The 14,765-nt window shown below is 67.5% G+C and carries 13 protein-coding genes; 7 read left to right on the forward strand and 6 right to left on the reverse strand.

Annotation, left to right across the window (positions count from 1 at the left end):
- A complete protein-coding gene (locus CQW49_RS00885) occupies positions 1 to 882 on the forward strand; it encodes a metallophosphoesterase family protein (RefSeq protein WP_003610931.1) in 882 nt (293 codons plus the stop codon).
- A gap of 214 nt (positions 883 to 1,096) precedes the next feature.
- Here the strand turns inward: CQW49_RS00885 and CQW49_RS00890 are convergent, their stop codons facing one another.
- Positions 1,097 to 1,828, reverse strand: coding sequence for a hypothetical protein (locus tag CQW49_RS00890; protein ID WP_003610930.1), 732 nt, complete (start codon positions 1,826 to 1,828; stop codon positions 1,097 to 1,099).
- A gap of 303 nt (positions 1,829 to 2,131) precedes the next feature.
- Between CQW49_RS00890 and CQW49_RS00895 the strand changes: the two genes are divergently transcribed.
- Positions 2,132 to 7,582: a GH36-type glycosyl hydrolase domain-containing protein gene (locus CQW49_RS00895; RefSeq protein WP_003610929.1), complete on the forward strand. Its 5,451-nt coding sequence runs from the start codon at positions 2,132 to 2,134 to the stop codon at positions 7,580 to 7,582.
- A gap of 72 nt (positions 7,583 to 7,654) precedes the next feature.
- Here the strand turns inward: CQW49_RS00895 and CQW49_RS00900 are convergent, their stop codons facing one another.
- Positions 7,655 to 8,170, reverse strand: coding sequence for a DUF7716 domain-containing protein (locus CQW49_RS00900; RefSeq protein WP_003610928.1), 516 nt, complete (start codon positions 8,168 to 8,170; stop codon positions 7,655 to 7,657).
- A gap of 126 nt (positions 8,171 to 8,296) precedes the next feature.
- Here CQW49_RS00900 and CQW49_RS00905 point away from each other — a divergent pair, with 126 nt between their 5' ends.
- The 3 genes from CQW49_RS00905 to mobA all read left to right on the forward strand — a co-directional run bounded on the left by CQW49_RS00905 (position 8,297) and on the right by mobA (position 10,419).
- Entirely contained in the window at positions 8,297 to 8,584 is a 288-nt protein-coding gene (locus CQW49_RS00905; RefSeq protein WP_003610927.1) for a CCDC90 family protein, read from the forward strand.
- Positions 8,585 to 8,925: 341 nt separating this feature from the next.
- Positions 8,926 to 9,759 carry a hypothetical protein gene (locus CQW49_RS00910; RefSeq protein ID WP_099831723.1) on the forward strand — a complete coding sequence of 278 codons (834 nt, stop codon included), beginning with the start codon at positions 8,926 to 8,928 and terminating at the stop codon, positions 9,757 to 9,759.
- 24 nt (positions 9,760 to 9,783) lie between these two features.
- On the forward strand, positions 9,784 to 10,419 hold the full coding sequence (gene mobA, locus CQW49_RS00915) for a molybdenum cofactor guanylyltransferase MobA (RefSeq protein ID WP_003610924.1): 636 nt from the start codon (positions 9,784 to 9,786) through the stop codon (positions 10,417 to 10,419).
- Between the two features lie 87 nt (positions 10,420 to 10,506).
- On the opposite strand, the gene CQW49_RS00920 is transcribed toward mobA, so the two are convergent.
- Together CQW49_RS00920 and CQW49_RS00925 are read right to left on the reverse strand one after the other, a co-directional pair.
- Positions 10,507 to 11,538: a cysteine synthase A gene (locus CQW49_RS00920; RefSeq protein WP_003610923.1), complete on the reverse strand. Its 1,032-nt coding sequence runs from the start codon at positions 11,536 to 11,538 to the stop codon at positions 10,507 to 10,509.
- A 62-nt stretch (positions 11,539 to 11,600) separates the two neighbouring features.
- Positions 11,601 to 12,479, reverse strand: coding sequence for an aldose 1-epimerase family protein (locus CQW49_RS00925; RefSeq protein ID WP_003610922.1), 879 nt, complete (start codon positions 12,477 to 12,479; stop codon positions 11,601 to 11,603).
- 132 nt (positions 12,480 to 12,611) lie between these two features.
- Between CQW49_RS00925 and CQW49_RS00930 the strand changes: the two genes are divergently transcribed.
- Entirely contained in the window at positions 12,612 to 12,890 is a 279-nt protein-coding gene (locus CQW49_RS00930) for a hypothetical protein (protein ID WP_003610921.1), read from the forward strand.
- 252 nt (positions 12,891 to 13,142) lie between these two features.
- A complete protein-coding gene (rcdA, locus tag CQW49_RS00935) occupies positions 13,143 to 13,679 on the forward strand; it encodes a protease adaptor protein RcdA (RefSeq protein WP_003610920.1) in 537 nt (178 codons plus the stop codon).
- 234 nt (positions 13,680 to 13,913) lie between these two features.
- Here rcdA and rpmE read toward each other — a convergent pair whose 3' ends face one another.
- Positions 13,914 to 14,144, reverse strand: coding sequence for a 50S ribosomal protein L31 (rpmE, locus tag CQW49_RS00940; protein WP_003610919.1), 231 nt, complete (start codon positions 14,142 to 14,144; stop codon positions 13,914 to 13,916).
- Between the two features lie 84 nt (positions 14,145 to 14,228).
- Positions 14,229 to 14,603: a cell cycle two-component system response regulator CpdR gene (gene cpdR / locus CQW49_RS00945; RefSeq protein ID WP_003610918.1), complete on the reverse strand. Its 375-nt coding sequence runs from the start codon at positions 14,601 to 14,603 to the stop codon at positions 14,229 to 14,231.
- Positions 14,604 to 14,765: the final 162 nt, after the last annotated feature.

A 14,765-nucleotide genomic window follows, 5' to 3' on the forward strand; every position in this document is an offset into this window, starting at 1 on the left:
ATGGCCTTCGTCCTCGCTCATCTCTCGGACGCTCACATCGGCCCGATCCCGCAGCCGAGCCTGCGCGAATTGGCCGGCAAGCGCATGACCGGCTACGCCAACTGGCTGAGCAAGCGCGCGCAGTTCCACGATATGGACGTGCTGGCGCGCATCGTCGCGGATATAGCGGCGCAGCAGCCCGACCATGTCGTGATGACGGGCGATATCGTCAACATCGGCCTCGACGCCGAGATCGAGGCGGCGCGCGACTGGCTCATGACGCTCGGCGGGCCGGAGCAGGTGAGCTTCACCCCCGGCAATCACGACGCCTATGTGCGCGCCGCGGTCGCGCGCGTCGCCGAAACATTCGCGCCCTGGACCAGCTCGGAGGCGGGTGCGGGCTTTCCCTATCTGCGCCGTCGCGGCGGGATTGCGCTCATCGGGCTCGATTCGGCCGTTCCGACCGCGCCCTTCGTCGCCTCGGGCCGCCTCGGCTCGGCGCAGCTCGGGCGGCTCGGCGCGCTGCTCGAGCAGACTCGGGAGGAGGGGCTCGCGCGGGTGGTGCTGCTGCATCATCCGCCGCATCAGGGCGGCGCCAAGCCGTTGCGCGGGCTCGACGACGCCGGCGCCTTCGAGGCGACGATCGCCCGCCATGGCGCCGAGCTGGTGCTGCACGGACATAATCACGCGATCAGCGTGCATCGCCTGCCCGGCCGCGACGGCTCGACGCCGGTGGTCGGAACCGCCTCCGCCTCGGCCAAGCCGGGCGCGCATTACCGGGCCGCGGCCTATAATCTCTATTCGATCGAGCGCGGAGAGCGGGGTGTCGTCGTCACCGGCCGTTCGCGCGGGGTGGACGAGGGCTGCGAGACGGTGGGCGATCTCGGGCCGCTGGAACTGTAGCAGAATCGCTCTGTCGGCTCGGGCCCTCATCCGACCCGGCTGCGCCGGGCCATCTTCTCCCGCGAGCGGGAGAAGGGAACGCCTTGTTTTGAGAGGCGTCGTCAGCGTCTAAAGAAAATCGAGACTCTTGACGCGCGCTCCTTCTCCCGCAGGGCGGGAGAAGGTGGCCCGGCGAAGCCGGGTCGGATGAGGGCGGAGCCGAAATCGCCCGTTCTCAGCGCAACCAATGCGCCGTGAGCAGCCAAGCCAGGCCGAAGAAGGCCGCTGCGCCGGCGCCCTGCGCGAGAAACAGAGCCACCCTATAGGCCGATTCGCGCGCACCGGCGGCGCGCCGCGGCAGAGCCGGGCGCGGGGCGCGCGTTTCGGTCGCGAAGGCGCGGGCGCCGCCGCTTCCGGCGAAATCGAAGGCCAGCGCCCGCTCGCGCTCCACCAGACGGTGGGCGATATATTCGGTCACGGCGTCGACCAGCGTCGCGACGCTCTCGCTCTCGCCGATGGTGACGCGGCCGTGGCGCGTGTCCTGGAGAAAGCGGTAGCTGCGGCGGTCGCGCCCCATCTCGATGAAGCCGACATGGTCGATGAAGAGGCGCGGGCGCTCGCCATGGGTGAGGCCGACGTCGAAGAGATCGCAATCCTTCGGCACTTGCGCGAGCACCGGGGCGAGATGGTCGCGCAAGATCTCCAGCCGGGCGACCTCGGCTTCGCGCAGATCGGCGAGCACGTCGGAGCGCTCCGCATTGGCGAGACGCGCGCGCCGCAGCGCGCTGGTGAGATTGGCGACGCGCGCCTCCTTATTGTCCGCCGTGGGCTCGGCGCGCGCGGCGGCGGGGCGTGCGCGCGGAACGCGCCGCTCGGCGAGCGCCGCCGCAGCGGAGTCGCCTATCGCGGCTCGCCGGCCGCGCGGTTCGGATTCGTCTAGCTCGCTCATTCGCACCGAGGGCTGCATGGCGCATCCTGGACATTATAGCCTGTCGCGCGCGGCTGGCGACCGGAAAGCGGCGCCGCAGGACAAGAGGCGCAAAAGCGCGGGCAGGGCGCAGGATCGCCAGTGATTTTAGCGTTTCTTCATCGAGATAGCGGAGAAAACAAGGCGAAAGCGCGCGCCCTCGCTCGGTAGAATTGCGCATTGCGCCGCCGACGCCCGCGCCCGGCGGGGAGAGTCGACTTTTGCCGCTTCATCCGGCAAGTCTTCGCAGCAAAGCCGCGCCGTGATTCCGCCGCGGCGAGAGTGTGAGCTGGAGATGTCTCGATGGCGTCCTTCGACCTCGGCCTATCCTTCGCGATCGGACGCTTCGAACGTTGGGCGGTGGGGGTCGTCTGCGCCTGCGTGGCGGCGATCGAGGCGGCCGGGGGACGCGAGCGGCTGGCCATCGCAGGATTTTTCGCCGCGACCGCCGTCTTCCTGCTGCGCCCGGCCGCCGGCCGTCTGCGACAGGGCGTCGATTTCGCTGTGGATTTCGCCGTCGTCGCCGCCTTCGCCTTTCTGTGCGACCCGGCCGGAGTCCTGTGGCGGGCGCCCGATCGGCTCGAGCATGTGTTCGCGCTGACGCCGGTCGGCGCGGGCGTCGCGACAGCGCTCTATCTCGTCGGCGTCGCCTTCGCGCCGCGCGCCTCGCGCGCGGCCATGCGCGCGGCGCTGTTCGGGCTGCCATTCCTGTTCTGCTTGCTGATTGCGCTCGGCTCGCCGGCGATCGGCGAATTGGGCGGCGCGCTGTTCCTCGGCTTCGACGTTCCGGAGCGCATCCGCGTCCTCGTCGGGCGGGTTCTGGTGCTGTTCCTGCTCAACGAGGCGGTGATCGTCGGCGCGCCGCTGGCGCTCGGCCGTTATCTCCCGCAGCAATGGCGGCCGCATGGCGTGCTGGCGCTCGCCGCGCTCGTCGCCGCGCTGACGCCCGAGATCGCCAGCCTCGCCTCGAGCCCTTTCGTAGCTGGTCTGCCCGGTCCCGTGGCTGTCGTCATCGCGGCTCTGCTCGCCGCCGTCGCGCAAGCCGGGCTCTGGGGCGAGACCTATCTCGTCACCCAATCCATGGCGGGCATGCTGCGCGGATCGCCCTCGCTGCCGGTCATCGTGTTCAACGACTGGCGCACCGGCGCCACGAAGGGCGCCGTCTATGGCCTCGTCTTCATGGCGCTGCTGCTGGTCGCGGGACTCGTCGTGACCTTTCCGCCGGCGCTCGCGGTCATCGCCGCCTCCGGGCCGATCGGCGGCGCGATCCTCGGCGCTGCGGCCTATCCGCTGGCGCGCGCCATCGTCGAGAGCACGGATTCGACGCCGCCCTTCTTCGCGCGGCTCGAGCTCGAATATCGCCGCATCGAGAATTTTGCGCGCGGTCTCGTGGCCGGAGCGGCGGTGGGCGTCGCTCTGCTCGTCGCGCTGCCGGATCAGGAGGGCGGCGCGCGCTTCCTGTTCGGCGCCGCCGCCGGCGCGCTCGCCTATGCGGGCGTCGACGCGGCCTTCGATCTCTATGCGCTGATGAATGATCGTCGCCAGCATTTGCGCAGCTGGCGCGTCTATGCGCTCGGCGCGCTGCTCGGCGGCCTCGTCGGCGGCGCCATCGCCTGGTATCTCGACGCGGGCCAGCTGAAGACCATCGTCGATAAATTCTACGCCTATATCGCGCTCAGCTATCCGGCCGAAGGCCGCCCGCTCAACGATTATGTGATCCGTCCGCTGTTCTCCAAATGGGGCACGACCGATCTCGGCCCCGTCGACGGCGGCGTGCGTCTCTTCTTCGACGAATCTCTGTCGGGCGTCATCCAATGGGTGTTCGCGGCGCCTTTGTTCTCGATCAATCTGTTCTTCCTCACCGCGCTGGTGAAGCGCAGCCTTGCGCCGCTGCGTCAGCTCGCGAGCCTCGAGGGGCTCGACATGCTGATCGAGAACGCCGTGCGCGTGCTGCGCTGGGGTCTGTGGATGGCTCCGGTCATCTATTCCTTCTTGAAGGCCGCGCCCGATCCGACCTGGTACAATCAGGACGGCCTCATCCGCACCGGAGTCGCCGCCTGGATGGGCTATGCGCTGCCGGGCCAGGATTTCCGCGCCTGGAGCCTCGACATCTTCACAGCGCTGCTCGCCTATGACGTCGTGCGCGTGGTGATATGGTTCGATCACATGGGCCTGCGCGTGGCGACGCTCGTCAATCTCTCCTTCGTCGGCGGCGACATCGCCGATGAGAAGGCCGCGCGCTTCATCGGCAAGGCGCAGAAGGGCCGGGCGATCCCCGAAGGTCTGCGCCGCTTCGGCACCTGGGCGCCGCTGCTGCTGCCCTTCTATATTCCGCGCGGCGCCGAATGGGATTCCGCCTGGAGCGCCGCCGAGCGCATGTCGTCGCTGCGGCCGCCATCCTACGCCTATCTCTTCGGCGGCTATCTGGTTTATGCGGGCCTGCTCGCTCTGGCGCTCGTCGTGTTCCTGCTCGTGCAGCTCGCGCGCGCCGGCAAGCTGCCGCTCGAAGGCGTCACCGGCCGCGGCGGCGTGCCGGGCTCCAAGCCTTTCGAGCTGACCAACGGCCTCGCCGTCAGCCAATGGTTCGAGGATGCGCAGGGCGTGATGCGCGTCGAGGGCGTCGCGCGCGGCGGTCCGCCGATCGATCTGACGCGCCGTCCCGACGATCCTGCGCATCCGCGCGGCCGCTTTCTGTTCTTTCGCGAGGAGGGCGGCGAATTGTGGTCGCTCGGCTCGGCGCCGACCTGCACGCGCTGCGAGAAGGTGTCGCTGGAGAGCGAGGGCTGCACCTTCCTCTATTTTCTCAGCGAGCAGAACGGCTTTGCGATCGAGGCGAAGATTTCGCTCGCGCCCGACGAGGCGGTGGAGATCACGCGGCTGCGGCTCGTCGATCTCGAGCAGCGCCCGCGTCGGCTGACGCTCGCGAGTTTGCGCGAATGGGTGTTGAACGAGACCGGCGTCGAGCAGCGCGACGCCGCCTATAACGCCATCCACATCGGCACATGGTTCGTCGGCGCGCTCGACGCCGTCATCGCGCAGAACCGGCTGCTGAAGGGCGGCGCGCGCCGCGACGTCGATCGGCGCCTCTCGCCCGAGGTCGGCTTCCATGCGATCGGCGCGGCCGAGGGGACGCATTTGCGCGTCATCGGCTATGAGGATGTGAAGGCGCGCTTCTATGGCCTCGGGCCCGCCGGCGCGCCCGACAGCCTGCTCGACGGCGCCGCGCCGCGCGCGCGCTCCGACGAAGGCCTGCTGTTCGGCTTCGAGCCGATCGCGAGCCTGCGCGCGGAACTGGAGGTTCCCCCGGGCGGCGCGGCGGAGATCGTCATCGTCGACGGCTGGGCCAAGGATATTCGCGCCGCCGCACAAACGATCGCCAAGCATCTCGGACGCGCGGACGTCGATTTCGCCGCGGTGGAGGCGGCGCTCGACAAGCGCCGCGCGCTGCTTCATCCGGAGCCGCCGCAGGAGCATCGCTATCGCTTCGCCGAGGACGGACGCAGCCTCACGCTGACGCCCGACACGCCGCGCACCCATGCGCATGTGATCGCCAACGGCTTCGGCCAGGGCGCCGTGCTCGGCAATCATGGCGATATTTATTCGTTCCACGGCAATTCGCGGCTCAATGCGCTGACGCCCTTCCGCATGGGCGAGGGCCGCATGGCTCCGGCCGGACAGGCGATCTATGTCTATGATCTCGCCCGCCAGGACCCGCATTCGGCGACCTTCGTTCCGCTGCGGCGGCGCGACGCGCGCTATGAGGTCGAATATGGCCTCGGCTATGCGATCTATCGCGCCCATCGCGACGGGCTCGATCTCGAGCTCACCGTCTTCGTCGCGCCGAACGAGCCGGTCGAATACCGGCTGCTGCGCATCTGCAATCGTCGCGATCACGAGCGTCTGCTGCAGATCGTTCCGATGATGGAGATGGTGCTGGCCGAGACGCCCAATGAGAGCCTCGGCCGCCTCGAGGCGCTCGTCGGCGAGGACAAGCGCGCGCTCTACTTCCGCAATCCGAGCAATAATTTCGTCGACGGCTGGGCGTTCGTGTCGACCTCTCTGCCGGCGGAGTTCGCCGAGACCTCGCGGCGCCGCTTCCTCGGCCATGAGAGCCGCGATCCGAAGCTTCCCTATATGGTCGAGCATGGCCATCCCGACGCCGGCGCGCCCGAGCATGAGCGCAAGGTGGCGAGCTTCGCCGGCACGATCGACGCACCGGCGGAAGGCGAGGCCATCGTCGTGGTCGCGCTCGGCCAGACGCGCTCGCTCGAGGCGTCGAAGGCGCTGGCGATCCGCGCGCGCGAGCCCGCCTATGCGCTGCAGGCGCTCGACGATTCGCGGCGCGCCTGGGACGAGCGCCTCGGCGTCTTGCGCATAAAAACCAACCGGCCGGATTTCGATCGCTTCGTCAATGATTGGCTGCCCTATCAGCTGCTCGCCTCGCGGCTCTGGGGCCGCACCGGCCCGGCGCAGCGCTCCGGCGCCACCGGCTATCGCGATCAGCTGCAGGACGTTCTGCCGCTTATCCATCTCTCTCCCGAGATCGCGCGCGCGCAAATTCTCAAACATGCGGCGCATCAGTTCATCGAGGGCGATGCGGTCAAATGGTGGCATGACGCGCCCGGCGGCGGCTGCGGCATCGCCGACCGCACCCATGCCTCGGACCCGCATCTGTGGCTGCCCTATCTGACGATCCGCTATGTCGCGGGAACCGGCGACCTCGCCATTCTCGACGCGGTCGAGCCCTTCCTCGAGGCGGAGCTGACGCCGCCCGATCGCGAGGGCCATGCGAGCGTGCCGCTGACCTCGCGCGACAAGGACGATTTGCTCGGCCATTGCGCGCGCGCGATCGATTATTCGCTCGATCGTTTCGGCGCCCATGGGCTGCCGCTGATGGGAACGGGCGATTGGGACGACGGCCTCAACCTCCTCGGCGCGCAGGGGCGCGGCGAGAGCGTCTGGGTCGGCTTCTTCCTGCACGGCATTCTCACCGACATTGCGCCTTTGTTCGAAGCGCGCGGGCAGGCGGAGCGGGCGACGCGCTATCGCGAGCGCGCGCAGGCGCTGCGCACGGCGCTCGACGCCTGCTGGCGCGGCGACCGCTTTTTGCGCGCTTATGCGGATGATGGGCGCGAAGTCGCGCCGATGAGCGCGATGACCGCCTCCTGGCCGGTGCTGTCGGGCGCCGTCGACTTCGCGCGCGGCAAAGAGGTTCTCGACGCGGCGCTGGCCGAGCTGGCGCGGCCCGATCGCATTCTACTGGTGACTCCGCCCTTCGACGAGCATTCGAGCCCCTATCCCGGCCGCAGCGCCGAATATCCGCCGGGCGTGCGCGAGAATGGCGGGCAATATTCGCATGGCGTCTCCTGGCTCGTCGACGCGCTGACGCGCCTCGCCGTCGACGCCGCCGCGCGCGGCGACAGCACAGAGGCGAGCGCGCTATTCGCGCGCGCCTTCGACTCCTGGGTGGCGATCTCGCCGCTCTCCAAGCTGACGACGCCGGCGCAGGCCGATATTTACGGTCTGGCGCCGCATCAACAGCCGGCCGACGTCTATGAAGGGCCGGGTTATGAGGGCCGCGGCGGCTGGGCCTGGTATACGGGCGCCGCGGCGCGCATGTTGTCCGCCGCCTATGCGCTGCTCGGGATCGAGATGGTCGCGGGCGAGCTGCGATTGCGGGCGGATGCGTTCGAGGCGAAGGGGGAGCTGCGGCTGGAGAGGGTGAGTTATAAGGGAGAGACATTTACGGCATGACGCAGCGTAGGCGCGGTGGAGCAACGCGGTCTGAAATAGACCGCTCTCGACCCATAACGGACGCCGGGCATCTCAATCGCGAAAAGGACACGGCCGCTGCTTAACACTCTCAAAATGGTGCGGTTTGCAGAATATGCTAAACGCAACGGTGCCTCGTCCACACCCCGTCTTGCGGCAGACAGTGCCTTCGCGTTCGGCACCGAGTGACTGATAAAATTCCCTGTCCAGGTTCCTTTGCACGACCTCAGGCGAAAGCGGATCCGGGGCGTCGATGCTTGGGAGATAGGCGTCGAACTTTAGGTAGTAACTGAAGGCGCGCACCAAAACGTCATCGCTTGGATTGTTGACCAGGCGTTGCGCGCAATGAAAAATATCCTTGAGGTCATCTGTCGAAAGGCCCTCGTCGGGAAAGCCCAGCGCGGCACCGATGTTTGGAAGATCATCCGTGTCGTCCATCAAAAGTACACATTCTGTGTGGGCCTTAATTTCGCCCCTCGGGAGGTAGAGCCACCCGTAAGGCAACTCATCATTCGCCGCCGAGCGAATCATTCCGGCAACACGTCCTCGTATATTGACAGGTCCTGTCATGTTAGGATCCTCCACTTTGGAGTCGGATTTACCAAAAATTTTCGCTTCTGGCGCACCGGTGGCATTCCAGCCGAGCCTGCTGCCCCGCCGCCGTCGATTGATTCCAGCCCTGCCTGCGCCTATCCTATGCGCATGATCTCGCCCGCCATCACCTTCGATCGGCTCGCCTATATCGGCGGGCTGAAAGAGGCCGGTTTCGACGACGAGCAGGCGCGCACCCAGGCGGATGCGCTGGACGCGGCGTTGCGCGACTCTGTGGCGACGAAGGCCGATCTGCGCGAGTCCGAGCTGCGGCTCGAGGCCAAGATCGAGACCACGGCGGCGAATCTCCGCGCGGACATCGCCCGTTGGCTTATCGCGGCCGTTATCGCAATCGGCGGCCTCATTCTCGCCGCCGTCAAATTCATCAAATGACGCGACGACTTCGGGTTGACGAGCCGAGCATTTCCAGCGTCATGGCCGCGCTTGTCGCGGCCATCCACGCCGTGACGGCTCGCGATGCGGGAGTATGAGCCGCGCATCACCGCTCTTCTCCTCGCGTGCTGCGATGTCACGGCGTGGATACCCGCGACAAGCGCGGGCATGACGCGGCTGCGCGGGGAGCGTCAATCTGGATTCGTAGCCCCGCCCGTCACATCGCTTGCCCGCGCATCTGTTTCGCAATAGCGTGGCCCCAGCTGATCTGAGCCTTACGTTTCCAGTCGTTTTCGTGGCGTCGCATCATGCGTGGGTGGGCGGACCCTCGGCTTTATGGATTGCTCGCGTCGATTTCTTTCACGACGCCCGGCGCGGCCGGCGCCTTTCTGCAACCTCCGGGCGAGGGCGTCGCCATACTCACCACCAACGTTGCAGAGGCGCATGGGGCCTATGACTCGCGCGGCCAGCTCGTCGCCGCTCCGGCCTATGACAAGCTCGAGACGCAGCTCTATGTGGAATATGGCCTGATCGAGCAAATGACGCTCGTCGCCGAGACGAATTATCTGCGCTTTCGCGGCTCGGGCGCGAATAAGCAGTCCGAGCAGCTGGCGGTCCTCACCGAGCAGGCGCGCGCCGGCGCGCCGCTCTATCTGCCGCCGGGCGTCGGCGAGGGCGCGCGCTATGCGGGGCCGGGCGCCCAGTCGCTCGGCGCACGGCTGCGGCTGCTGCAGCTCGGTCCCGCGATCCTGTCCACCCAGGCGAGCTTGCGCGCTTCGGTCGGCGAGGGACGCAAGTTCCTCGATATGGCCGAGCATTTCCAATTCGACGGACGGCTGCAGATCGGCTGGCCGATCGAGTTCCTCGGCATGCCCGGCTTCGCCGAAGGACAGGTCGGCTACCGCACGGCCGGCCAGAACAGCGACGAAATCCGCGCCGAGGTCACGACCGGCGTGCGGCCGAGCCGCGAGATGCTGCTGCTGGCGCAGGGCTTCTTCTATGTCGCGCCCTTCGCGTCTAGCGCCGCCTTCACCGTCTCGCAACGTCTGCAGCTCAGCGCGGTCTATGATCTGACGCGTGAGGTCGCCGTGCAGCTCGGCGCGCGCGCCGCCTTGCGCGGCGTCAATGATTCGGCCGAGCGCGGCCTCATCGGCGCCCTATGGTATAGGTTCTGAGGGCGGCGACCGGCGGGGAAACGAATGACGCATTGCTTCGGGATCATTCTCGCAGGCGGGCAGGCGCGGCGCATGGGCGGCGTCGACAAGCCGCTGATCGAAATCGGCGGCGCCTCGATCCTCGAGCATGTCATCCGCCGCCTCTCGCCCCAATGCGTCGGCTTGGCGCTCAACGCCAATGGCGCGCCGGAGCGCTTCGCCGCCTACGGCCTGCCGATCCTCGCCGATGGGGTTCCAGGCTTCGCCGGTCCGCTCGCCGGCGTGCTGGCCGGGCTCGATCACATCGCCGCCGTGCATCCGGACGCGCCTTTCGCGGTGAGCGCGCCAGCCGATACGCCCTTCCTTCCCGCCGATCTCGTCGCGCGCCTCGTCGCCGCGCGCGCCGCGGAAGGAGCCGAGATCGCGGTCGCCGCCTCGGGCGAGCGCCGGCATCATGCGGTGGCGCTGTGGCCGGTCGCACTGCGCGAGGAACTGCGCCATGCGCTGGTGCAGGAGGATTTGCGCAAGGTCAGCGGCTTCATCGAGCGCTACCGGAATGTGGTCGTCGACTGGCCCGTCACGCCTTATGATCCGTTCTTCAATGTCAATCGGCCGGAGGATGTCGAGACGGCGAAGGCGATCGAGAAGATGGCGCGCGCGGAATCTACGAAAATTCGCTGATCTCGAAGGGCCCTCATCCGACCCTCGCCGACGCGAGGGCCACCTTCTCCCCCCTGCGGGAGAAGGGAGCGAACGGCGAGATTCTGCCTAAACGTATCCCGGGTCGATCTTGCCGGCGCGCTCGAGCCAGCGCGGCGTCGGCAGGTCGAGACCGCGCAGGAAGTCGAGATTGTAGAGCTTCGAGGCGTAGCGCGTGCCGAGATCGGCGAGGATCGTCACGATCGTATGGCCGGGACCGAGCTCCTTGGCGAGCTGGATCGCGCCGGCGACGTTGACGCCCGACGAGCCGCCGAGCAGCAGCCCCTCATTCTCGGCGAGATCGAACAGGATCGGCAGCGCCTCCTGATCGGTGATCTGATAGGCGAGGTCGATCGGCGCGCCCTCGAGATTGGCGGTGATGCGGCCCTGGCCGATGCCTTCGGTGATCGACGAGCCGGAGGATTTTAATTCTCCAGTCGTGTAATAGGAAAAGAGCGCCGCGCCCATCGGATCGGCGAGGGCGATTTTGACCGAGGGCTTGCGCTCCTTGAGCGCCATGCCGATGCCGGCGAGCGTGCCGCCGGTGCCGACGGCGCAGACGAAGCCGTCGATCTCGCCATTGGTGTCGGCGAAAATCTCCGGCCCCGTCGTTTTCACATGGGCGTCGCGATTGGCGACATTGTCGAACTGATTGGCCCAGATCGCCCCCTCCGGGCGCTCCTTCGCCAGCCGTTCGGCGAGACGGCCGGAGAGCTTCACATAATTGTTCGGATTGGCGTAGGGGACGGCGGGAACCTCGACCAGCTCCGCCCCCTGCAGGCGCAGCGTGTCCTTCTTCTCCTGGCTCTGCGTCTCGGGAATGACGATCACCGTGCGAAAGCCGAGCGCATTGGCGACGAGCGCGAGGCCGATGCCGGTATTGCCGGCGGTGCCCTCGACGATGACGCCGCCCGGCTTCAGCGCGCCGCCCGCAATGGCGGCCTGGACGATGGAGAGGGCGGCGCGGTCCTTCACCGAGCCGCCGGGATTCATGAACTCCGCCTTGCCGAGGATGCGGCAGCCGGTCGCCTTCGAGGCCGCGCGCAATTCGATGAGCGGGGTGGCGCCAATCGCTTCGATGACATTTTCGGCGAATTTCATGGAGCTCTTTTCCTCTCCGCGGGATATGTCGCGCTAGCCTATGGGCAAAGGAGAAGCAAGGATTATTCCGCTTCCGAGCGCAGGCGGAATGTCGCGCGATGGGTCGCGCTCTCGCCCGGGCGGAGAATGCGCATGGACGGCTTCTCATAGAGATCGCCGCAAAAATCCTCGGGGTCGCCGTGGCCGGTCCAGGCCTCGATGCAGAGAAAGGGCGACGGGGGCCGCGACCACAGCGCGATATGCGGAAAATCGTCGAGCTCGATGCAAAGGTTCGCGCCGGCGCCGTTGTCGTAAGCGAGGCGCCGGCTCGCGGCGTCGAGGAAGCACAGCGCCTCCTCGGCCAGCAGCTCGCGCGTCAACGGCAGCGCGGCGCCGTCGAGCGGGACCGGCCGGCGGCGCGCCGAGAACAAGCCGCCCGGCGCGATGACCGGAACCTCGGGGCGCTCGGCGCGCTCGAAGCGGATCATATGCGGGGCCCGCGAGCCGGCCAAGGGCCAGCGGAAGCCCGGATGCAGGCCGGCCGCATAGGGCAGGGGACGCTCGTCGCGATTGATCGCGCGGAGCGCGACCTCGAGCTCCCCGGGCCGCAGCGCATAGCGCGCCTCCAGCCGAAAGGCGAAAGGGTAGAGGGCCAGCGTCTCGGCGTCCGCGTCGAGCACGAAGCGCGCCGAGGTCTCCGACCGCTCGGCGAGCGCGAAGCGCTTGTGCCGCGCGAAGCCGTGCAGGCCGAGCGGAAACTCGCGGTCGCCGACGCGGGCGCGGCCGTTGCGCGTCCAGCCGACGACGGGAAACAGCAGCGGCGCGGTCTCGCTCCAGACGGCGGCGTCGGGCGACCACAGCAGCTCGGCGCCTCGCGCCCGCCAGGAGGAGAGCTGCGCGCCGAGCGGCGAGACGGCGGCGTCATCATCGTCGCCGGCGCGGAGGAGAATCGGTTCGCTCATAGCGTGAGCGTGCCTGTTTCTCAGCGCTGCGCAAGGCCGGACGGCGATGCTGCGGTCAACGCGTAGGTATGGTTACAGTTCGGTAACGCCGATTGGAGAAATTGCTGGACATCGACTGTCGAGGAGGCGGGGATGGATGCGTTCGAGATCAGCGAGACAGGAACGAATTGCCGGCCGGCGGCGCTCATGCGCGACACGCAGAGCCGCGGGCGGCGTGACGCTGCGGCGGCCGTGACGCCGCTGCGTCGCCAGCGGGCGACGCTCTCCCTCGCGCAGCTCATTCGCGCCGCAATGCTGCTGGCGGCAGGCTTCGCTTGCGCCGCGGGGCTTCGCGCCGGCTCGGCGGGAGCGCAGACATGGTCGAAAGATGGGATGCCGGCGCATGTGCGGATGGTGAACGGCGACCGCTAAAATCAGCTGCGTCATTGACTTAAAGGGGTCGACCGAGGCTTCGCCCCGCGTCGCGAAGGCCGCTCCCCGCGCCACATGGGGCGAGGGCGGCCGCTGGCCGACGCCGCGAGCGTGGCATTACGTACGGATTCAAGGATTAAGGTTAAGCGAAAGCTAATAGGGCGCGCCCGGCGAAATTGCGATACATAGGGAGCCGGTGGGACTGCGGCGGCGTGACCCCGCAGCGTAGCGAAGCGTTCGAGAGCGTGACAAATGGCGCAAGCGTCGGATTTGATCGGAAGCATGCAGCCTCCCGTGTCTTTCGCGGAGAGGCTCGCAGGTTCGGAGGCGTTCGGCGCCCTGTTCCGGGAGGGCATGGCGCTGGTCGAGGAGGCGGCCGCCTATCTCGACGGCTCCGGCCGCGACGACGCCAAATCTCTGCCGCGCCCTGAGGCGCTGGCCTATGCCGCCGAGAGCATGCGGCTGACGACCCGTCTCATGCAGATCGCCTCCTGGCTGCTGCTGCAGCGCGCCGTGAATCAGGGCGAGATCACTAGGGTCCAGGCGGCGAGCGACAAGCACAAGGTGCGGTTGTCGCAGCAGGAGCTGGCCTCCAATCCGGAGATATTCTCGCATCTGCCCGAGAAGCTGCGCGACCTCGCCATTCACTCGCTGCGCCTGCAGGCGCGCGTGATCCATCTCGATCAGCTGATCTATGGCGCGTCCGTCGCGCCGCAGAGAACCACCGAGCCGAGCCCGGTCGAGGCGCAGCTGCAGAAGCTGCGCAACGCTTTCGCGACGGGAATGTAAAGCTCAGGAGCGTCGTTGGGCAGGGCAATCGGGCGAAGGATCCCCACCCTCCCGAGGAGCCGCCGTAGGCGGCGTATCGAAGGGCGGCCGTGGGGCGAAATCTTCAGGTCTCTTCCCGTTGCGCCGTCCTTCGAGACGCCTGCTTCGCGGGCTCCTCAGGACGAGGGTCGTGGATAAGTCCCTTCACCCCGATCGCCATGCATCGAGGGGGAGCGCCGCCCGAAGCGGCTTCTCTCACTTCTTGCCGAAGGACATATTGCCGAAGCGCGAGTTGAAGCGCGACAGACGGCCGCCGCGGTCGAGCAGCTGCTGCGAGCCGCCGGTCCAGGCCGGATGCGTCTTGGGGTCGATGTCGAGATTGAGGATGTCCCCCTCCGAGCCCCAGGTCGAGCGGGTGAAATACTCCGACCCGTCGGTCATGACGACCTTGATCGTATGGTATTCGGGGTGGATTTCCTTTTTCATTCTCTCGTCCTCGACATCCTGCAGGAATTGCGGCGCTCTTAGCGCAATGCGCGCAAAGGAGCAAGCGCGCCCATCGGCGCCGCGTCAGGCGGCGAGCAGCCGCTGCACCTCGTTGACGAGATCGCGAAGATGGAAGGGCTTGGAGAGGATCTTGGCTTGGCGGGGAGCCTGATTGTCCGGATTGAGGGCGACCGCGGCGAAGCCGGTGATGAACATCACCTTGATCTCGGGATCGAGCTCGGTGGCGCGGCGGGCGAGCTCTATGCCGTCCATCTCCGGCATGACGATGTCGGTGAGCAGCAGCTCGAAAGGCTCCACCCGCAGCTGGTCATAAGCGGCGAGGCCGTTGTCGAAGGATTTGACGGCGAATCCGGCCGTCTGCAGCGCGCGCACCAGAAAGCGCCGCATGTCGTTGTCGTCCTCCGCCAGAAGGATCTTCGCGGAAATCTTCTCGGTCATATCGTTCCTCGCCTGTTTGCCTCATAAGGACGCACTTTGGTAAAAATCGGGTGAAACGAAGAAGACGCGGCGACGCTCGCGCCGCCTTGCCCTGGCCCTTGTTTCGCATATCGATAAAAATTCGGGAATCCCCGAGCCGATCGGTCTATGGTGCCGGGTCGG

This window comes from Methylosinus trichosporium OB3b, assembly GCF_002752655.1.
Taxonomy (GTDB): domain Bacteria; phylum Pseudomonadota; class Alphaproteobacteria; order Rhizobiales; family Beijerinckiaceae; genus Methylosinus; species Methylosinus trichosporium.